Here is a 19,690-nt window from a genome sequence, read left to right on the forward strand (position 1 = left end):
GAGTCAAGGTCCAGTGGCGTGGCTGCGCGTTCTGGTCAGCCTCCCGCCGGCAGTACCGGGAGTACGACCCCGAGGTAGGTGGTGAGAACGCTGCCCAGTGCTCCGCTGACAACGGGCGACAGGATGGCCACCGCCTGGTTACGCCACCGCTGGAGGCGGCTCGGATCGGGGTTGGTGCTGGTGGCTTCCTCTTCCATGCGCGTCGCCAGCTGGGTGACCTCAGCGGCATCGTCTTCGGGCAGGCCCAGGATGGGCACGGCCTGGCGGAGTGCGCGGGCGGCCATGACGACCTGGGCGAGGTCGACGCCGCTGTGCGTGGTTGCGTTCAGTGTGAAGTCGCGGCTGTTCGCGGCGATGTTGCCGGTGTTCTGCCCGATGTGGATCGTAGTGTTGCCACCGGTGTTGCGGCGTTCGTACGCGCCGATGTCGCCCTGGTAGTTATCCACGCAGTCTTCTCCTTCGGCGGTGATCTCGGCTTGCACGGGCCCGTCTGAGCTCGCGTTCCGGTCACCTTTGATCAGGCCCTTAGCGCTGAGATAGGCGGAGGCCCGGTCGATGCCCCTGTCGGTGAGGCGTTCGCCTTCGAAGAGGGACAGGGGATCGTTCAGCACGTCCGCGACTGCAGGCAGAAGGACGTCTTCGTGTTTGCGGTGCCACAGCCAGACCAGCAGGCCCCTGCGCGCGGCGACGGCCCGCGCGGCCGGATCGGCGCGCCGGCGCCTGCGCTCCTCCATCCACTCAAGGCCGCGCGGGGTCAGGTTGGCTTCCGGGCCGTCATGAGTCGTGTGGCGGTCGTCCAGGAGCCGTTGGCCCTTGCAGAACTGCAGGAGCTGGTACGTCTGGTTCTCGGTGAGGCCGTGCGACTGCCCGAACTCGGTGATCGACACCCCGCCCAATGGATCAGCTCTCGTGCGGTCGTAGATCCATTCCACCAGCGGTTCATGCAGGGCGGAGAAGTCGGCGGACACAGGGTGCTCCCTTGCTCGGTACGACGGGCTTACTGGTGCTCATGGCTTTTCGATGAACGGCAGTCCGACGGCGGCGAGTTTCGTCTGCAGGTTGATGTCCCTGGTGGCCACGTAGACGGCGGAGCCTGGGTGCCGGGACTGCAGCAGCAGAGTGGAGGCCACCAAGCGGTCGTCGGGCACGTCCAGGTCGAGCCAGTTCGGCAACCCGTCGCCCTTGGGTTCGACGTGCTCGAAGACGGCGTGCACATCGCCGGCCACCCGCACACCGCGCAGAACGTCGCCGTTGGTTCGCAGCCCTTTCAGGCGGCGGTCGGCCTTCTTCGCCGCATCGCGGATGTCGGGGTTGCGGCCGGCGAGCTTGTGGTCGTCCAACTCCCGCAGGACAACGGGCAGCAGGTGGACCATGTACCGATTCCCGAGCAGCGGCGTGTAGATCGCCACGTCGGGGTCATCGAGCAGCATGTTCGTGTCGACCGCCACACGCACCGCCCAGGTGTCATCCGGCAGGAGTTCGCCCAGCTTCCGGAGCGTGGCCACGGCCGCCTTGACCTTGTCGATGGCTCTGTCGATGCTGGCCGGCACGGTGGTGTCCCGGGGGCGTACAAGCCAGCGCTGCAACAGGGCAAGGCTCCCATCAAGGCGCTTGGTGACCTCCGGCGTCGGGTGCGGGAACAGCAGCCGGAACAACGGTTCCCATTCCCGTACACGCCCCAGCAGTTCCATCCGCCGCGCCTCGAGATCGGGGCCGCTGGGTACCCAGCCCCACTTCGCGGCACCGAAGTGCACCATGCCGCTGGACTGGCGGTTCGGATCAACATTCCGGATCTGCGAATCCGCGAGGACCTTCAGGAAATCCGCTTCGATCAGGTCCAGCTCTGACCGGAGGCGTTCCAGGTAGTCGGCGGGGCTTGTGTGGCGGCCATCTGCCGATGATGCCGCACGCCTCTGACACCTCCTTCCCGTTCCGCCCGGGCACCCCTCGGGCCCTCTTCTCCGTTACTCCCTCCCCCACGAGCCCGCCACTGTGTCGGCGGGCTGGCGCGGGCGGCCCGCCAACGCGCCCGCCGGAGGCGACGCGCAGCCTCTCGGCGAACGCCGGCACCCACACCGCGGGGTCGGCCACCTTCGCGGGAATGCCGTCGACACCGTCGAGTCCGAGGAGGCCGCGATCGATGCCGAAGATGATGTCCTTCGGCACCAGGCCGTGAAGCGCGAGGCGGGCCCGACTCCGGTTCGCGCCCTTGATGGCCGTCGCGTCGAGGACCCGGCGCACCTGGGTGGTAGTGCCACCGTCCAGTTTGGTCCTGGACGTGGCCGCCAAGTCGATTCCGGCCCTGGTCGACTGGACGGTTCGGGCCTACCGTCCAGCGCAGGGCTCGGAGCGGGCCTGCGTGCCTGTCCAGTTGCTTGATGACCTTGTGGCCCTCCGGGGCGCCGCTGATCCCTCCGTCAGGCGTAAGCCCGTCAGGTGCGGCACATCTCGCCGAACTCCTTCAGCCGTGCGGCCAAGAGGTCCTGGGGCTCCTGGAGGTGGCAGTCCAGGACGTGCACGTGCTCACGGAACGGCTCGAAGCCGATCTGGGCCCACACGGCCGCAAGCTTTCCCCGGGCCTGCTCCAGTTCGGCGTCGGTCTGCTCGCTCTGGCCGTCGGCCGATCCCGGTTCGCAGACCACGGCGACGCAGTCCGCGGACAGCCGCCGGATGGCGGACCCGGCCAGAACGGGGCCAAGGCCGAAACCACGCCAGGCTGGCTCCAGGATCACTCGGTCCATCACCAGCAGGTCACCGACGGGATGGGCCCAGCGCAGCCGCTCACCGGCCCGGGCACCGGCAGTCGACGGGAAGGGCGCCGCCTTCGATTCGGAATCAGGAAGCAGCCTCCAGCAGGTGGGGGCCGTTGTTGCGGACGTTGTTGACCGCGGTGGACACCGGCCGGGCGGCCAGGTGCCCGTCGGCAGGAGCGGTCAGCAGGGCGCGGAGCACGTCGACGTCCTGGTGCTCGGGATCGAGCCAGGTGTCGTAGTCGACGGCGGCGATGGTCAGCGGCATCCGCGGGTGGACACGGCCGGCTGCGTCGGTGGCCTCGGTGGTGATGATGGTGCAGGTCGCCCACCACGCGCCCGGGTCGTCATCGCCAGCGACATCGCGATCGCGCCAGAACTCGTACAGCCCCGCAAAGGCCATGTCCTGGCCGCCCTCGGGGCTGATGAAGTACGGCTGCTTGTAGGCCTTGGAGTCTTCGGTGGCCGGGACTGCGACCCACTCGTAGAACCCGTCCGCGGGCAGCAGGCAGCGGCGCTTGGCGAAGGCCCGACGGTAGGCGGGCTTCTCGTGCACCGTCTCCACCCGCGCATTGATCATCTTCGAGCCGACACTCAGGCTCTTCGCCCAGGACGGCACCAGCCCCCACCGCAGCGGCCGCATCTGCCGTTCCAGGGCCCCCGTCTCACGGTCGGCGCCTTCCAAGACGGCCCACACATCATTGGTCGGCGCGACATTCCAGTTCGGCGCTACGAGCGCTTCCGGGTTCCAGTCGGTGACCCGGAACTGCTGGACCAGGTCCTCAGGGCGTCGGGTGGAGACATAGCGGCCACACATACCCCCCACCTTGCCACGGAACGCCCCGGCGGCTGCGCGAGGGCTGGACCACTGGTCTGCGCCCGCACCTCGCCGCCACGGCACGGCGTCACCCACACGGATGGACCTGCCGCGTGCCGCGCCGCGTCCGTCTACGTCATGGGCGTCGTGTCTGTTGTGGCCGGGACACGAGGGCGTAAGTGCAGGTAGCGCGTCGTGCTGTTCACTCGTACGGCGGCCAGCCGTCCGGGTTGCGCGTGGCCGCGGGTAACCGGCCGCGACGCGGGGTACGTAGGTCGCGGGCGCCCCGCCGGGGCACCCCTGTGAGGCGCGCCGTGACGCGGCGCCTTACGACCAGCAGAACACGAAGGACGACAGCGCATGGCCAGCGGCACCGTGAAGTGGTTCAACTCCGAAAAGGGCTTCGGGTTCATTGCCCAGGACTGCGGAGGCCCCGACGTCTTCGCCCACTACTCCAACATCTCCGGCAACGGATACCGCGAACTGACCGAGGGCGAAGCCGTCACCTTCGACATCACCCAGGGCCAGAAGGGCCCGCAGGCCGAGAACATCAGCCGCACCCACTGACTCCCCCAGCTATGCCCCCCGGGCCGGACCGCCCTCGCGGTCCGGCCCGCAGAATGACCGCCCCGGCGGCCGGCAACCGGGACGACGCGGGCGTCTATGCCTGCTGGTCGCTGTTCAGTGCGCCCCGAACGGGGCTGGCCCGAGGCCGGAGCAACCGCTCTCCCTGAGTCCTCCAGTAGCCATGAACTCGCCTTCGCGTCCATCGGGCATGCGCAGAATGCCGGGCGCCGCATCGAACAGGTCCACGTCGTCTGCTTCCGTGGCCAACGTGACACTGCCGCCGCGCGCCCTGGCCGAAGACGTCGCAGGGTTCGCCGCGGCCCACGGTGGCCACGTCGAGCCGGTCCTGATCTTCCGGGGCGAGGTGACGGCCCTGACCGGGCCGCCTGCCCTCCCGCTCGGTCTGGGCACCCTGGCTACCGTGCCCTCTGTCGCCTACACCCACCGGTTCACCCGGGGCGACGTCCTGCTGCTGGGCACCGATGGGCTGGTCGAAGCCCGCGACGCGACCGGCGCCTTCTACCCACTGCTGGACCGGCTCCGGTACCGCTTCGCCGACCAGCCCGACCCAGGCCCCGCCGAGGTCGTGGACTTCCTCAACACGGACCTGCCCTGTCATACCCCCTACTTCCACGACGACGTCGCCATCCTCGCGATCGCCCCGCACGGACAGGAATAGACCCTGCAGGAGATGCCGACCCCGGCGCCGTCCACCGCCGTTGGCCGGCAGCGCAGCCCCGGCGCCGCTGCCCTGGTAGGTGGCGGCGGTGATCGAGCTGTATTCGACGGCGTCTTGACGGTCGATCGGCTCGGAAGGGTGACGGGAGAGGACACCGGACCCTGTTAGTACAGTAACGGCCCCCCCGTAGCGCTCTCTGTAGTGCCAGAGCGGCGTGCGGTCGCAGTACCCATCGCGCCCGGGCTACCGCGTGCGGTGGATGCGGCGTTAGGAGACGTCCGTCGGTAGATGCGCTGCCCGGTATTGGGTGGGTCGCAGGCCCTTCAGTTCGCGGAAGCGGCGGTTGAAGTTGGAGAGGTTCTGGTAGCCACTGCGGGCGGCGATCTCCGTCACCGGCAACGCGGTGCTGGTCAGGAGGGTGCAGGCCGTCTCTACGCGGAGCTGGTTGACGTAGTCGGTGAGTGTGCGGCCCATCGCGCGGCGGAAGAAGCGGCTGAAGGACGTCGGGGGCATGTGGACCAGGGCGGCCACTTCCGTCAGGTGGACGGGCTCGGTGTGGGTTTGCTGCAGATGGCGGCAGACGGCGTCGATGCGGTCGCGGACCGCGGTGCTCGGTGCGGGGGCATAACCGGGGTTGGTGATCGGGGTGGCGGTGGCGTTAAAGGCGATGCGGCGTAGGCCGTCCAGGAGTGCCACGGTCTGCGCCGCGGTCTCGAGTCGGGGCAGCCGGGTGAGCAGGGCGTGCACCTCGGCGGGGACGTGGCCGAAGCGCAGGCCGCGGGCGGAGCGGGCCAGGAGGTCGGAGAGAGTGCGGAATTGGGGGAGGTTGAAGAAGTGCGGGCCGAGGAAGTCGTGCCGGAACTGTGCCACCGCGGCTTCGGCCATGCCGTCGTACAGCTCGGAGGTGAAGGTGTGGGGCAGGTCGGGGCCGAGCAGGACCAGGTCGCCGGGGTGGTAGCGCTCCACGGTGGTACCCACATAGCGGGTGCCGGTGCCCTCGGTGATGAGGGTGAGCTCGTACTCGCGGTGGTAGTGCCAGGAGAAGTCGAAGGCTTCCTGGCGGCGGATGAAGCAGCTGAAGGTGGTCCCGTCAGGTATGCCCGGCAGCTCGTAGCGCGGCTTCACGCGGCCATCCTAGCCGGGGACGGGCGGAGGACGTGAGTGGCAAGTGAGTACCAGAAGTGGGTAACCGCGGTGTGGTGGCGCCTGCGGCGTCCTGCCACGGTGGGGAGCGGTAACCCACCCGCCCCATGACGCATGAGAGCAGGTCATATGACCGCCATAACGGAAGCACCGGTCTTCGAGCTGGAGGTCCCGTACCAGGGCCTGGCCCCGACCGCGACCGCCGACTTCAACCGCGACGGCTTCATCCACCTCTCAGGTGTGCTGTCTCCGGAGACGATCGCGGAGTACGAGCCGACGATCACCTCTGAGGTGATCCGGCTGAATACCCAGCATCTGCCGCTGGAAGAGCGCGACACCTACGGCAAGGCGTTCTTGCAGGTGACGAACTTGTGGCGGGAGAACGAGAAGGTCAAGGAGCTGGTCTTCTCCCGCCGCCTGGCGGGCATCGCGGCCAAGCTGCTCGGCGTACACGCCGTGCGCCTTTACCATGACCAGGCCCTGTACAAGGAGCCCAGCGGCGGCATCACGCCCTGGCATGCCGACCAGTACTACTGGCCGCTGTCCTCCGACCGTTGCCTGACGATCTGGCTGCCGCTGCAGGAGACCCCGCTCGAGATGGGCCCGTTGGCCTTCGCCCGCGGTAGCCACAACTTCTCGTACGGCCGCGACCTGCCGATCTCCGACGAGTCCGAGGCCCGGCTGAAGCAGGCTGTCGCCGAGCAGAACTTCGAGGACGTGGTCGAGCCCTTCGCCCTCGGCGACGCCAGTTTCCACCGCGGCTGGACCTTCCACCACGCGGGGCCGAACCGCGGCACGGTGCCGCGCCGGGTCATGACGGTGATTTACATGGACGCCGACATCCGCGTCGCCGAGCCGACCAACGACAACCAGGCCGCCGACCGCGGCTGGATGCCAGGCACGGCGGTGGGCCAGGTCCCGGACACACCGCTCAACCCGGTGCTGTATGACGGCCGGGTCGCCTGACCGCCCGAGCCGCGAGGCGCCCGGTCTGCTCCGTGCCGGACCGGGCGCCTTCGCGTGTGCCCGCTCAGTGCCCCCGGCCGATCCACTCCTGCAGGTGCGGCGCCTCCGCCGCGATCGTTGTCGTATCGCCGTGGCCGGTGCGGACCACCGTCTGGGGCGGGAGGGGCAGGAGGCGGTCGCGGATCGAGGCGATGATCGTCGGGAAGTGGGAGAAGGACCGGCCGGTCGCCCCCGGCCCGCCCTGAAAGAGGGTGTCGCCAGTGAAGACCGTGTCCAGGGTGGGCGCGTGCAGGCACACCAGCTGACGGTCCAGGTCATGCACGGCGACCTGGCCGGTCCCAACGTCCTGTTGAAGAACGACGATGTCGCCGCGATCGTGGACTTCGGACCACCCACACCTGGGTACCTCGCCTGGGAAATCGTGCGTCTTGGCTGTGACCCCAAGAGCGTCCTGTCCAACGGTGTGGAGAGCTGGCTCAAGGGATACACCGATCTCGCCCTGGCCTATCGAGACGCCAACCCCAAGGCGCCTGCGGACGACCTCTTGTCCTCGCTTCGTGTCGGCTGTGCAGCCAAGCTCTGCTCGACCTTTCCGTTGTCGGCACCAGTGGAACGACCGCACCTCGTCGACGCCGCACTCGAGTCCTACGCGCGGGCACGGCACGAGGCAGCTCTGATGCTGCTGGACCGGCTACCTGTCCTGGAGGAGGCCCTGCGTGACACTCTTCGCTGAGTTCATGCCCCTCACGGTCGGCGTAACTCACGCAAGCCGCAGGCCCGGACGGTGCGTGGACGGAGGCCGGCCGGAATTCCCGGCACGCAGCGTCGATGCCGTCGTGTGCAACTCGGCGGTGTAGCAGAAGATGGCGATCCTCGCCGAGGCCACCGCCCAGACCAAGCCAGACGACGTCACGGTGACGAGCTGGCTCGTGATCGTCGCCAAGCTCCCGGAGGAGGTATGACGCCGAACGCGCTTGCCCCGGCGTCTTCTACGACGGCATCTTCCCTGACCGCGCCACGAGAGCTCCCGGAGGCGGAGGGGTTACCTGATTCCGGTCGATGTGGTGACCGCCCGTGCGATCCGGGGCCCGACGAGGCGCTCCGCCAGATCCAGCGGGTACCAGGCGGCGCCGGTCACCTCGGACTCCTGGATACGCCCGACCTCGGCGTCGGCCGTCGTGAAGACATAGCCGAAATCCAGGTGGTAGTGGTCCGGCTCGCCCTTTGCGGGCCTGGCCGGCACCCGGCCGAACTCGACATAGGCGGGGTGCGCCGAGACGGGGACGACCTGGCCGGGGTCGATGCCGGTCTCCTCGGACAGCTCCCGCAACGCCGCGCCGACCAGCGTCTTATCGATCGGCTCAAGATGACCACCTGGCTGCAAAGTGATCCCGTACGCGAGGTGTTCGATCAGAAGGACCTCGATGCCGTCCCGGACCAGCAGTGCGCCGGCGGTGACGTGCATCGGAAAGGTGCGCCGCGAGGCGAACCCCCGGCCTTCGGCCAGGAGCCGCAGCGGCTCCGCCAGTTGTCCGGCCTCCTGCGGGTAGCGCTCAAGGTAGGCGGTGAGCACTCCCGCGATGTCGGAATCAGTGATCGCCACAGGTCATCGCCCTCCGCTCGGACCGAGGAGGGTTCCGCCGAGATGGGCCGCTCGAAGGCGCACGTGCACAGTCAGCTCCACAAAGGTCGTGGCGTACCGGAAGCCCCGCACTCTACAAGTCCGCCCGGCCCCATACGCACCAAGGAGCCGGTTGGCGTGCGGCGCTTGGGAACCTCGGCGATTCGGCCAACCGCCCTTGGTGGCAGTGCCGTTGCAGGAGCTGGGTCGGTGCAGTTTCCACGGTTCCTCGAACGCTCTATCCCGGGACTTCAGGACCGACCGAAAAACGTGTGTTCGATATCAGGGCTGTGTCGTTGAGCCTCGCGTACCAGCCGTGACCGACCGACAGGGGGATCGACTTGACCTCGGGTAGCACAGCCGCACAGCCGAGCACGGACGAGGCGGAGGGGACTCCACCGGACAGCGGGGGCGCGGTGCAGGAGGAGGAGTTCCAGTTCCGGGACGAGTCCCGGCTCCAAGCCGGCGCGCAGATGACGACGACCACGATGGCGCGGCGTCTGCCCGTGCTGGTGCGCCGGTCGTTGCGGATGGCGTGGCAGGTGGACCGGGGCGCGACGGCCGGGCTGCTCGCGTGCCAGATCGGCACCGGCGTGCTGGCCGCGCTGGGCCTGTTCGCCGTGACTGGGACCCTCACCGCGCTGATCTCCTCGGGCGACATCACCGAGCGGCTGCGGGAGGCGGCTCCGCAGCTGGCTGTCATCGCGGTGGCCGCCGGGCTGCGCGCCCTGCTGGGGGTCACGGTGACCTGGCTGACCGGGCGGCTGCGGCCGGTGCTCGCCCGGGCCGCGGAGGTCAGCATGGTCGAGGCGGCTCTCGGCGCCGAGGCCGCGGCGAACAACCAGCCGGGGTACAACGACCAGTACGACATCGCCGACCGCGGCGCGCAGGTCACCCCTGACCTCGTGGAGGAAGCCCAGGACGTGCTGGCCGCCACGGCGACCCTCGCCGCTGGTGCCACGGTCCTTACCGTGATTCACCCGGTTCTGTTGCCTCTGCTTCTCCTGGCGTGCCTGCCGCAGGCCGCCGCGTACGTGCGCGCGGCCCGCGTGGTGTACCTCGCGGGCCTGGAGACGTCGGGGCGCCGGCGGATGCTGCACAAGCTGCGCTGGCACATGTCCTACATGGAGTCCAGTGAGGAGATGCGGGCCTGCCTGGCCGGTCCGTTCCTCCTCGGCCGCTACCGGCGCCTCGCCGCGTCGGTCAACGTCTCGGAGCGCGAGGCCGCGAACACCGGGGCCTGGATGGGCCTTGCCGGTGCGGCGGCCGGTGGAGTCGCCTCGGCGGCGGTCTGGGCGACCTTGCTGTGGCTGCTGGTCTCCGGCCGGATGGAGTTGGCGGCGGGCGGCGGCGCGGTCTTCGCCCTGCAGACGGCGACCGGCTCCGTACGGGGCATCATCAACGGCGGGGCCCGGTTGGTGCGCACCGGCTGGTACGTGCAGGACTGGCAGAACTTCCTCGACAACGCCCATGGGCAGGCGATGGTGGCCTCGCGTGGCTCCGAAGTGCTGTCGGCGCCGCCGGAGCGGTTCGAGGTCCGCGACGTCACCTACCGGTACGACGGTGCGGAGAAGGACAGCCTGTCCGGGGTGTCGCTGAAGGTACGGCGCGGGGAGATCGTGGCGCTGGTCGGGGAGAACGGGTCGGGGAAGACGACGCTGTCCCGGCTGATCTGCGGGCTGCTGCTGCCGACCTCCGGGGAAGTGGCCTGGGACCACACGACCACCGCGCGGCTGGAGCCGTGGGAGGCGTGGAAGCACGTAGCGGTAGCACCGCAGCGGTTCACCTACCTGCCGCTGACCCTCCGCGACAACGTCACCCTGGGGCAGGGCGACACCAGTGACGCCGCGCTCATGGCGGCCTGTGAGGCGTCCGGAGCCGCGGACATGCTGCCCGCCCTCCGTTCCGGCCTTGACACCCTCCTGACCTCCGAATGGTTCGGCGGTCACCAGCTGTCCGGCGGCCAGTGGCAACGCGTCATCCTGACCAGGGCATTTCACCGGAAGGCCGAACTGCTGGTGATGGATGAGCCCACGGCCGCCCTCGACGCCCGGGCAGAGCACCATGTTTTCACCGGCCTGCGGGACCTGGCCAAGGACAGGGCCATCCTTCTGATCACGCACCGGCTCGCCAACGTCGCCGTGGCCGACCGGATCGTCGTCCTCGACCAGGGCCGCCTCGTCCACGAGGGGACGTACGCGCAGCTCACCCGCGAACCCGGGCTCTTTCGGACCCTGTGGGAACTGGAGCAGCGCACCGGCGGTGCGCCCGGTCCCACCTGAGCCACCGCCGCAATCCTGAGCCGACCCCGGCCGTCCGGCAACGGCCGGGGTCCTCTGACCCGCCGACCTGGCCGGCCGATCCGGCACCCCTGACGACCAACGCGACCGACACCCCCGGGAGGAACCGTGTTCCCCGACCGCACCGAACCTGATGGCGGTGTGCCCTGCCGCTCCGCCATCCCGCGCCCGGGCGCGAGGTCTGCCGGATGAGCCAGACGAAGCCGCTGCCCGCGGCCCTGCAGCGCTGGGCGGAACAACGGATCGGCGGCCCCGTCGTGTCCGTCCGCGACGCCTCGCACGACTGGGACCGCTCCCGGGTGTGGGACCTGGAGGGTGAACGCGGGGTGCACCACTACCTGAAGGTCTCGCCCTCGGTGAAGTTCTTCACCCGTGAGAGCCGGGCATACCGTCACATTGTCCCCGCTCTCGGACACACCCGGGCGCCCCACCTCATCGACAGCCGAGCCCAGGACCTGGCCCTGCTGCTCACCGCGGTCCCCGGTGCCCCGGCGAAGGAACTCGGCTTGGACGTCGCCGAGTGGCGGACCGTGCACCAGCAGGCCGGAGCGCTCTGCGCCCGGCTCCACGAGGCGGGAGAACTCGACCGCGGCGACCGGGTGGAGGCCGAAGCCTCTTTGAACGCCGCCGCTGACGGAGCGGAGAAGTACCTGGCTCGCGCCGGGGACCGGCTCAACCAGGACGAGCAGCAGCGGATCCGGGACCACGCTGCCCGCCTTCGCCGCGTCGGCCCGGTGCCCGTCGGCTATATCCACGGCGACAACCACGCCAGGAACATCCTCTACACCCCCGACGCCGCAGATGAGACGGACGATCCCGACGTCTTCGTGGCGGTGATCGACTTCGAGCGATTTGTCTCCGCTTAGTGGTCATGTCTCATAGCCGGAGCGAGTGAGGCCCTGACCTGCGTTTGTGCTTTGCAGTCTCTGTTGTCCCCCACGTACCGTCCCGGCCATGCAGATGATCTTCTTCAGCTCGAAGGGCTGGAGGTCGTGGGGGCTCAGCGGTCGGCCCGTGATAGCGGAGCTCATGCCGGTCCTTGTCGATGACGACCTTCTCTTCGAGGATGAGCGCGGCGTACGCGACACGGTGGCAATCAACACCTGGCTGCGGTGGCTGCCGCTGGATGGTGTTCCGGCTCCCAACTCGTGGGAGTTCTACGGTCGCACGCTGAGGGAGTGGTGCGAGTTCCTTGCGACTTTGCGGATCGGTGTCTTCGATGAACGTGCTCGGCTGAAGGACGCACTGAGTCTGTACGCGGTCGACAGGTCGTGCGGCCCGCTGAAGCGTCGGCTCGCAGCCACCACGTGGAACCAGCAGATGAGCATCCTGTCGCGCTTCTACGCGTGGGCGGACAAGGAGAACTATGCGCCTGCGGTGCCGTTCACCTACAAGGAAGCCGTCTCGATCTACGGGGACCAGGTACGGACCCACCGAGTCAACCAGGCCCGCCGACGCACTCCGAAGCGCCATGTCATGATCCGCTACTTCGAGTCCGACTTCGCGGAGATGTTCGTTCGGGGCCTGGCGGGGCTCCGCCCGGACGGATCACCCGACACCTCGTATCGCGGACGGACGCTCACGCGCAACGCCGCGGTGGGCGACTTCGTGCTCTCTTCGGGGCTGCGGTCGCAGGAGTTCACGTACCTGCTGAACGTGGAGGTTCCCCCGCTGCCGCCGAAGCCGACTGCGCTGCCGATCGCCTTCCCCGTCCCCGAGGGCGTGACGAAGGGGCGCAAGTTCCGAACGACGTGGACGTCCTACAGCAGCCTTGCTCGCCTGCATCGGTACATGACGACGGTCCGTTCCCTGGCCACGGTCGGCTCGCGCTGGATGCCACCGTCCCGGTGGGGGGAACCGCTGGTGGTGAGCGAGGCCGACGCCCGGGGCGGCCGGGTGAACGGCATCCGGGTGAGGTGGGCGGCGTTGACGCCGGCCGAGCGGCGACGCCTGGTGGCACCCGAGGGCGGATCGATGCTGCTGGGGGTGCAGGCGAACGGGGCGCCCTTCACCGCCTGGGCCACGGTCTTCGAGCGGACGTCAGCCCGGATCCGGGAGCGTTTCGAGCCCCGCTTCCCTCACACCGCCCCGCACCGGCTCCGTCACACTTTTGCGATCAGGACGTTGGAGTGGCTGGTCAGCGGTCACTTCATGGAGGCGGCCCGCATGGCCCACGCGACCGACACGGATGCGGCGCTGGCGCTGTATCTGGGCAAGGCGGACCCGATGATGGTGCTGCGTGACCTCCTTGGACACACCAGTGTCGTCACCACGGAAGCGTACCTACGCCGTCTGGACATGACCCGGATCTACCGCGAGGCGTATGAACGCGCGGGGCATGAGTTCGACTTGTTCGCCGATGCCGAGGCTGAGGCGGATGAGGAGTTCGCGGACGAGGCGGTGCTCGTCTGATGGCCGCTCGACTGCTGGAGGAGCCTGCGCGGCTGGTCTGCTGGTTCACGAAGGGCACGACCGCGACAGTGGAGCTGCCCGGGCAGGAGAATCCGCAACTGGTGCGCGACATGGCAGGCGGGTTGATCGGACTGATACATCCTCACGGCCAGGTGGACGCGGAGTCGACTGTCCGGGAGTTCGTGCGGGCAACTCGCCTGTTCGCCGCGGCGATGGCCAAGCGCGGGCATGTCGGCGGCGCCGCGGAGCTCACCCGTCCTGTCCTCGTCAAGCAGCTGTGGGTGACGGGGCACGCTCACGAGTCGATGATCCGGCGCATGCTCGTGTCGTTCGACCAGGACACCCAGGCGCTGCGTCCCGAGGTCCGCGAACTGGTGGGTGGACGGGCGTACAACCAGAAACGCAGGCGGGATTCCAAGCCGCTGCTGCCGTACGACGAGACGGTCTGGAGCAGGTTGCAGGAGGTGTGCCGGACAGAGATCCAGGAAGCGTGGTCGCAGTTCCGGCAGGCTCGCGCCGCGGCCGAGAAGGGACGGGACCCCTATCAGCACGGCTGGTCCTACGAGAATCTGTGCTGGTGGATGGTCCGCCATGGCCCGGAAACCGCGGTCAGTCTCGGCCAGCGGGTCGGGTGGACGCCGACGATGACCTATTTCCGTATGGGCCGCGGCGCCGCCGCCCAGCGTGCCTGTACCGCGCTGTTCCCCTCCCCGTCGGTGGTGATCGCCTACCAGTTGCTGTTCGGCGCGTACACCGGCATCGTTCCCGACGGCATCGCCGATCTGGGCGTTGAGGACCTTCAGTGGGCCGGAGACGCGGCGATGTTGGTGAACTACCTCAAGGGCCGGACCACCGAGGAGAGCGTGACGTTGTCCCCGCGGGCCGTGCGGCTGGTGGAACGGTGGCTTGAGCATTCCGCCGTCTCGCGCCGCTTCGCTGCCCAGACCGAGACTGCAGAGCTGTGGCTGCGGCACGAGTACACCCGTGTCGGGGTCTGGTGGACCGGCCCGTCGCGTCATGAGGCCATCCACGGATGGGTGAGACGGGCGGGGTTGAAGGGCACTGACGGCAAGCCGCTGCGGATCCACCGGCACAGCATTCGGACCTCCTTCGAGTCCCACCGTGACCGCAAGCACTGGTTCGGCAGCGCGCGGGGGCGGATCGACCCGAACCATAGCCCCCGGGTCGAGGACGACCACTACCTCACGGCCGCGACCCCGGCGCAGAAGGACACGCTGGAGGCGATCGTGGAGCAGGCCCAAGGCGATCTTCTGCGTAAGGCGCTCCCGCCGACCGTGCTGAGCGACGGCGACCTCGCGGAACTGGCAGACAACCTGCCCGACCTCGTCTCCCGGCTCGGCCTGGACGACGCGGCCATCGCCGAACTGGTCGGCGGCCAGCGTGACGTGTTCGTCGCCGCGTGCGCAGACCCGCTCGCGGGGCTGCACGGCCCGAAGGGCAAGCCGTGCCCGGCCCGCCCGTGGGTGTGCCTGCTGTGCCCACTCTCCCTGTTCGCGCCACGTCACGCCGCCAACTTGCTGCGGATGAAGGCGTTCTTCGCACGGCAGTGGCAGCAGATGCCTGCCGCACAGTTCATGGCTGTGTTCGGTCCCTATGCGCACCGGATCGAGCAGATCCTCACCTCCTACGATCCGGCCGAGCTTGCGCGCCTGACCACGGTGATTACCGACACCGACGACGAGATCCCCCTGCATCCCGAGGAGCGCACCGCATGATGCCGCCGCTGAACCTCAGATCGAGGCGCGTTGTCTCGCCCTTCGCCGGCGCCGAGTTGTGCCCGCTGTTCGGCTTCGCCCTGCCGACGGGCGCGAAAGGACCCTACTTCGACGAGGACCGGTGGCCCTTCGACGCGGTGATCGGGCTGCCGGCCTATCTGCGGCCCAACCAGCGCGCCCTCGACTTCACGCCGATCGTCAACAGGGAATGGCGGCTGACCGCGAAGGAGTACGTCGCGGCCCTGATGGCGCCGCGCCACGACGCCGTCCGCGACCTCGCCCATGCCGAACGCACCGTGCAGACGCTGACGACCTGCCACGGCAAACTGTCCGAACTCATACGGTGGTTCAAGTGGCTCACCGAGCAGGGCATCACCGATCTGGACCAGGTCACCAACCACCACTGCACCGCGTATGTGGACTTCCGTGGCGAGAAGCTCGGCGAAGACGGTGAAGTGGTCGCCGACTCCCCGTCGACCAGAGCCGTCGCGATGGGCGCGGTGATCGGGCTCGCGCAGTACCGGGAGCTGTTCAGCGGGCAGAAGTTCCGGGACGATCTTCGCCCCTTCGACGGCGCGAGTGCCGCTGGCGGCTCCGGCCGGACGGCGGAATTGGGCGGCGCCAACAAGGTGCAGCCGCTGGCGTCCGAAGTCCAGCAGCCCCTGCTCGCCGCCGTGCTGTACGTGATCCGGAATCTGGCCCCGCACATCCTGAGAGAAGCCGAGTCGAAACGACGGCGTCAGGCCGCGGACCGCAGCCTCACCGCCACCAAGTACCCCGGACACGGGGCGTTCCTGCGCAATCTGGAGCGCCGCGTTGAAGCCGGAGAACCTCTGGAACTGATGACACCGGCCGCGGTGAAGGATGCCCGTGCTCGCGGACTGCGCGAGGAGAACGACCTCCTTGCCGCTGTTTCCCTCAGTGCTCTCGCTCGCGAGTGCGGGATCCGGCAGTTCCGGGGTGACTGGCTTCCGGATCTCCGTCCCGACCTGGAGCGGGCCCTTGCCCTCGTCGGGGCCTGTGCCCCCTACGGCCGCCGCGCAGCTGAGGTGGAGCGTGCCGACGGGCAGGGACACGTCGCCTGGGCGGAACCCCTGTTCTCAAACGAGCTGAAGTTCCTGGTCGGATACCTGGCCACGGCCTGCGGCCTGGCGGTGGCCGCGCTCGCCGGGATGCGGCACTGTGAGTTGGGCGAACTCGTCGTCGGGTGCCGTCAGCAGCCCCAGGAGATCGCTCCTGGCCTGTTCCGCTACCGGCTCACGGGCAAGCTCGTCAAGGGGCAACCGCTCGGCGGCGTCCGGGACGAGTGGGTGGTGACCCGGGAGGTCTACGAAGCGATCGAGGTCGCCGAGCAAGTCCTCGGCCCGGACGCGGCACCCGGCACCCAGTTGTTCCATCCGGTCTTCTGCGACACGACGTATCAGAACTTCAGAACCTGGGTGAACGGGCCGGCAGGGCAGCGGCCGGGCCTGGCCCCCATCCCGGAGGGGCCAGTGACGCCACGGGCCCTCCGGCGTACCCTCGCCGTGGAGATCGCGTATCGTCCCGGCGGCCTTCTCGCGGCAAAACTGCAGCTCAAGCACCTGTCCGTAGTCACTACGGAGGGGTATGCAGCGCGGCCGGGCGGCGCTCAGGCGAAGTTCCTCGCCGAGATCAACGAGCTCGAGGAAGAGCGCAACATCGGCATTCTGACAGACGTCTACCGCGACTACCAGCGCGGGATCATGCCGTCCGGTCCCGGCGCCCGCGACCTGATCAGTCTCTTCACCAGCGTGGACGGACGGCTCCACGACCTCTCCGAGCTCGCGCCCCAACTCGTCGACAACGACCTGGAGGTCGTCGCCATGCTCTCGACTCGGGCCCGCACCCTCCACCTGGGCACGGCGAACTACTGCTGGTTCGTCGACCCGGCCAAGGCGCTGTGCCTGCGGCTGGCCGGCACCCCGGATGCCGACCGACCGCTCGCCGGCATGTGTGACTCCGCCCGCTGCCCCCAGGCCACGCACCATCCGTGCCACCGCCAGGTGTGGGAAGAATCGCGGCGGACCGCCCAAGTGTTCATCGGCAGCCTCAGCCGCCGCCAGAAGACCGAGCGGACCCGGCTGGAAGTCACCGTGACCCGCGCCGAGTGGGTTCTCGCCGAGATCGACCAAGCCGCCACCGCAGGTGCTGCCGGGAAGGACGCAATCTGATGGGGCGCATCAGCGACAGTGACCGCGCGCGCAACGAGGAAGCCATCCGAGCGGCCATTGACCTGCTGCTGCGCGGGGAACTCCCGCCGGGCGGCAAGTGCGATCTCAAGACCCTGGCCCTGGAGTCAGGCGTCACCCGAACCGGCTTCTACCCGAAGAAAAACCGGGACGGCACCACCCGGCCGGGGCCCTACCAGCACCTTGCCGAGGAGTTCGAACGGCGCCTTACGGCCCTGCAGCAGGCCGGCGAGATCGTCGACCCACGGGCCGCGCAGATCGAACGGCTCAAGGCCCAGGTCGCCGAGCTCAAGGAACGGGTCACCAAGCGGGACGAAGTCGTGGCTGAGCTCACCGAGTTCAAGACCGCCGCCATCTCGCAACTCGCGGCCCAGCACGACGAGATCACCTGGCTCCGGGAACAGACGGCCGCCCTCGGTAACGTTCGCCGCCTGCCTGCCGCCCGCGGTGGTACGGCGCCGCACGGGTCGTGCAGCTGAGGGCGTGTGGCGGTCGCCCGGGAACTGCCGCAGCCTGGAGACGCGGCCTCGGCAGTGAAGTGCCCGGATACGCTGGCTTTCTGCGGCGCGGTGTCGCCTTGGTGCGCTCGGTCGCGCGACGTGGAATTTGCGGAGGTGGCCCGTGGACGAGGCTATTCCTCTCAGACTGCTGGCGGACGTCACGAATGCTCTCAAGGCGGGCCGGGGCTGGGAGGGGATCCTGCAGCGGCTGGCGGAACTCCTGGTCGAACGGCTCGCGGACTGGTGTGTGATCGATCTGCTGGACGAGGAGGGCGGGGCTCGCCGGGCCGTGGTAGCGGGGCGTGGGTCAGGCCCTGACAGCCCCCGTCCGGGAGAATCGTCGCAGCTACTCCCGGCGTGGCCGCAGGACTCTGCCGCGCCGCTGGCCCAGGCCCTGCGCCGAGGCGCCGCAGTGCTGATCCCCGACGTGCCGTCGCCTGAACAGGCGGCGGATCCTTTGGAGCGCGCGCAACTGGAGTTGTTGGCCCGGTTGGAGGCGGATACCGCGATCGCGGCACCGCTGGACGTCAGCGGGCGCCCGTTCGGGGTGATCATCGTGGCCCGCACCAGGGCACGTCGGCCCTTCACCGAAGCTCAGGTCCCCTTGATCGAAAGCATCGCGCATCAAGGCGCGCTCGTGGTGGACAACGCGCGTCTGTACGGTCAGCAACGCGACATCGCAACGCACCTGCAGCGCTCCCTGCTGCCGGACACCCTGCCCGACGTCCCCCCATTCCGTCTCGTCGCCCGCTACGCCCCGGCACGCACGTATGCGGAGGTCGGAGGCGACTGGTATGACGCGATTGTGCTGCCGGACGGAACCTTGGCGTTCACCGTCGGTGACGTGGTGGGCCATGACGTGCGGGCCACTGCCCGGATGAGTCAGTTGCGGCACATGCTCCGCGCCCTCGTCCTCGACCGTGCCGGCCCGCCGGACGAGGTGGTGCGCCGCCTGGACCAGGCGCTGGAGAACCTTCACGAGGCCGACGTCACGGCCACGCTCATCCTTGGTATGGCGCATCCATCGACGTCTGCCGCGCCATCGCTGACCTGGGCCAACGCCGGGCATCCGCCCCCGCTGCTCATCCCCGCGCACGCTCAGCCCCGGTTCCTGGCAGGCGGTCACGGCCTTCCGCTCGGAGTGGACGTCGGTGTGCCCCGGGAGGCAGCGGCCACGGCACCGCTCACCGCGGGCAGCATGTTCCTGCTCTACACCGACGGCCTGATCGAGCGGCGTGGTGAGGACCTGTCCACTGGCATGGAACGGCTTCGGCGCGCAGCAGCGCGACTGCACGGCCTTGCACCGGCCCGCCTCCTGGACGAACTGGTCGAGCACGTGGTCCCTGCGCGTGATGATGATGTCGCGCTGCTGGCGCTGTGTCACGCAGGTGGGTCGCCGGGTTGACGCTCCCCGTATCGCAGATGCGGTGGTACCCGATGCCCTGGGCCATGCTGTCCTCGGTGACATGTCAGCCGTGCCGGATGCCGGGCATACCACGCCCCCGTGGACTCCTTTGGCCCGTCCGTCAACCGCACTGCACGGGCCGTTTGTGCGGCCGGGCCTGCCCGCGCTGCGGTGCGCGCCTCGTCGCGTCCGGCGTGAACGGACCCCGCCAAACGTCCCCGGCCGTACGGGTCAGCGCCTCAGCCGTCGCCGCAGCTCCTCGATGTAGTCGTCGTAGGCCGCGGCGACGTCTTCCAGGTCGATCAACGGCGGAAGATCGATGACGGGCTGATGGTCGCAGAGGAACGCGGCAGTCTCGCGGACGGCACACTGTTCGGCGGCATCATGGATGCCCAGCGCCTCCATGACATCGGGAGTGGCCCGAAACTCGACCTCGGCCCTCTGCGCACCGCCGCGGATGGCGGCCAGGTACCCGTGATCCTCCAGCGGCTCGATCTGGAACTCCACCGGCACACCGTCCATACCGGGGACTGTACCTACGCAAACGCGAGCCCGCGCCGCACGAGGGGCCGCCCGGGCAGCGG

At 69.1% G+C, this 19,690-nt stretch carries 18 protein-coding genes and 1 pseudogene; 11 read left to right on the plus strand and 8 right to left on the minus strand.

What is annotated here, in order from left to right; genetic code table 11:
- Positions 1–35 precede the first annotated feature (35 nt).
- The 4 genes from FCI23_RS36925 to FCI23_RS36940 form a co-directional block, all read right to left on the minus strand.
- Entirely contained in the window at positions 36–968 is a 933-nt protein-coding gene (locus tag FCI23_RS36925) for a hypothetical protein (RefSeq protein WP_136728544.1), read from the minus strand.
- Between the two features lie 39 nt (positions 969–1,007).
- Complete coding sequence (locus tag FCI23_RS36930; RefSeq protein ID WP_211265605.1) at positions 1,008–1,757, minus strand: PIN domain-containing protein; 750 nt, start codon at positions 1,755–1,757, stop codon at positions 1,008–1,010.
- Between the two features lie 675 nt (positions 1,758–2,432).
- Positions 2,433–2,741: a hypothetical protein gene (locus FCI23_RS36935; protein WP_246144438.1), complete on the minus strand. Its 309-nt coding sequence runs from the start codon at positions 2,739–2,741 to the stop codon at positions 2,433–2,435.
- A 94-nt stretch (positions 2,742–2,835) separates the two neighbouring features.
- Positions 2,836–3,567 (minus strand): SOS response-associated peptidase, encoded by a 732-nt coding sequence (locus tag FCI23_RS36940; RefSeq protein ID WP_136728546.1) that lies wholly within the window; start codon positions 3,565–3,567, stop codon positions 2,836–2,838.
- A 360-nt stretch (positions 3,568–3,927) separates the two neighbouring features.
- Here FCI23_RS36940 and FCI23_RS36945 point away from each other — a divergent pair, with 360 nt between their 5' ends.
- A complete protein-coding gene (locus FCI23_RS36945; RefSeq protein ID WP_136728547.1) occupies positions 3,928–4,134 on the plus strand; it encodes a cold-shock protein in 207 nt (68 codons plus the stop codon).
- Between the two features lie 259 nt (positions 4,135–4,393).
- Positions 4,394–4,813 carry a SpoIIE family protein phosphatase gene (locus tag FCI23_RS36950; RefSeq protein ID WP_246144440.1) on the plus strand — a complete coding sequence of 140 codons (420 nt, stop codon included), beginning with the start codon at positions 4,394–4,396 and terminating at the stop codon, positions 4,811–4,813.
- A gap of 267 nt (positions 4,814–5,080) precedes the next feature.
- Here FCI23_RS36950 and FCI23_RS36955 read toward each other — a convergent pair whose 3' ends face one another.
- Positions 5,081–5,938, minus strand: a complete 858-nt coding sequence (locus tag FCI23_RS36955) for a helix-turn-helix domain-containing protein (protein WP_136728549.1) — start codon at positions 5,936–5,938, stop codon at positions 5,081–5,083.
- A 147-nt stretch (positions 5,939–6,085) separates the two neighbouring features.
- Between FCI23_RS36955 and FCI23_RS36960 the strand changes: the two genes are divergently transcribed.
- Positions 6,086–6,922 (plus strand): phytanoyl-CoA dioxygenase family protein, encoded by an 837-nt coding sequence (locus FCI23_RS36960; RefSeq protein ID WP_136728550.1) that lies wholly within the window; start codon positions 6,086–6,088, stop codon positions 6,920–6,922.
- A gap of 64 nt (positions 6,923–6,986) precedes the next feature.
- Here FCI23_RS36960 and FCI23_RS36965 read toward each other — a convergent pair.
- A pseudogene (locus FCI23_RS36965) lies at positions 6,987–7,220 on the minus strand (MBL fold metallo-hydrolase); the annotation flags it as partial.
- A gap of 18 nt (positions 7,221–7,238) precedes the next feature.
- Between FCI23_RS36965 and FCI23_RS36970 the strand changes: the two are divergent.
- Entirely contained in the window at positions 7,239–7,655 is a 417-nt protein-coding gene (locus tag FCI23_RS36970) for a protein kinase family protein (protein ID WP_246144444.1), read from the plus strand.
- Positions 7,656–7,964: 309 nt separating this feature from the next.
- Here the strand turns inward: FCI23_RS36970 and FCI23_RS36975 are convergent, their stop codons facing one another.
- On the minus strand, positions 7,965–8,525 hold the full coding sequence (locus FCI23_RS36975; protein WP_136728552.1) for an NUDIX hydrolase: 561 nt from the start codon (positions 8,523–8,525) through the stop codon (positions 7,965–7,967).
- Between the two features lie 359 nt (positions 8,526–8,884).
- Here FCI23_RS36975 and FCI23_RS36985 point away from each other — a divergent pair, with 359 nt between their 5' ends.
- The 7 genes from FCI23_RS36985 to FCI23_RS37015 all read left to right on the plus strand — a co-directional run bounded on the left by FCI23_RS36985 (position 8,885) and on the right by FCI23_RS37015 (position 19,106).
- A complete protein-coding gene (locus FCI23_RS36985; RefSeq protein WP_407646080.1) occupies positions 8,885–10,825 on the plus strand; it encodes an ATP-binding cassette domain-containing protein in 1,941 nt (646 codons plus the stop codon).
- A 206-nt stretch (positions 10,826–11,031) separates the two neighbouring features.
- On the plus strand, positions 11,032–11,709 hold the full coding sequence (locus FCI23_RS36990; protein ID WP_136728553.1) for a phosphotransferase: 678 nt from the start codon (positions 11,032–11,034) through the stop codon (positions 11,707–11,709).
- A gap of 88 nt (positions 11,710–11,797) precedes the next feature.
- On the plus strand, positions 11,798–13,255 hold the full coding sequence (locus tag FCI23_RS36995) for a site-specific integrase (protein ID WP_136728554.1): 1,458 nt from the start codon (positions 11,798–11,800) through the stop codon (positions 13,253–13,255).
- A complete protein-coding gene (locus tag FCI23_RS37000; protein WP_136728555.1) occupies positions 13,255–14,991 on the plus strand; it encodes a site-specific integrase in 1,737 nt (578 codons plus the stop codon). Before FCI23_RS36995 ends, FCI23_RS37000 begins: the two co-directional genes overlap by 1 nt.
- Entirely contained in the window at positions 14,988–17,183 is a 2,196-nt protein-coding gene (locus FCI23_RS37005) for a site-specific integrase (RefSeq protein ID WP_136728556.1), read from the plus strand. The genes FCI23_RS37000 and FCI23_RS37005 overlap by 4 nt, the downstream gene beginning before the upstream one ends.
- Positions 17,183–17,680 (plus strand): hypothetical protein, encoded by a 498-nt coding sequence (locus FCI23_RS37010; protein WP_136728557.1) that lies wholly within the window; start codon positions 17,183–17,185, stop codon positions 17,678–17,680. Before FCI23_RS37005 ends, FCI23_RS37010 begins: the two co-directional genes overlap by 1 nt.
- Positions 17,681–17,822: 142 nt before the next feature.
- Complete coding sequence (locus tag FCI23_RS37015; RefSeq protein WP_136728558.1) at positions 17,823–19,106, plus strand: PP2C family protein-serine/threonine phosphatase; 1,284 nt, start codon at positions 17,823–17,825, stop codon at positions 19,104–19,106.
- Between the two features lie 231 nt (positions 19,107–19,337).
- On the opposite strand, the gene FCI23_RS37020 is transcribed toward FCI23_RS37015, so the two are convergent.
- Positions 19,338–19,628, minus strand: coding sequence for a hypothetical protein (locus FCI23_RS37020; RefSeq protein ID WP_136728559.1), 291 nt, complete (start codon positions 19,626–19,628; stop codon positions 19,338–19,340).
- Between the last annotated feature and the right edge of the window lie 62 nt (positions 19,629–19,690).

Origin of the sequence: Actinacidiphila oryziradicis, assembly GCF_005047355.1 — a bacterium.
GTDB lineage: Bacteria > Actinomycetota > Actinomycetes > Streptomycetales > Streptomycetaceae > Actinacidiphila > Actinacidiphila oryziradicis.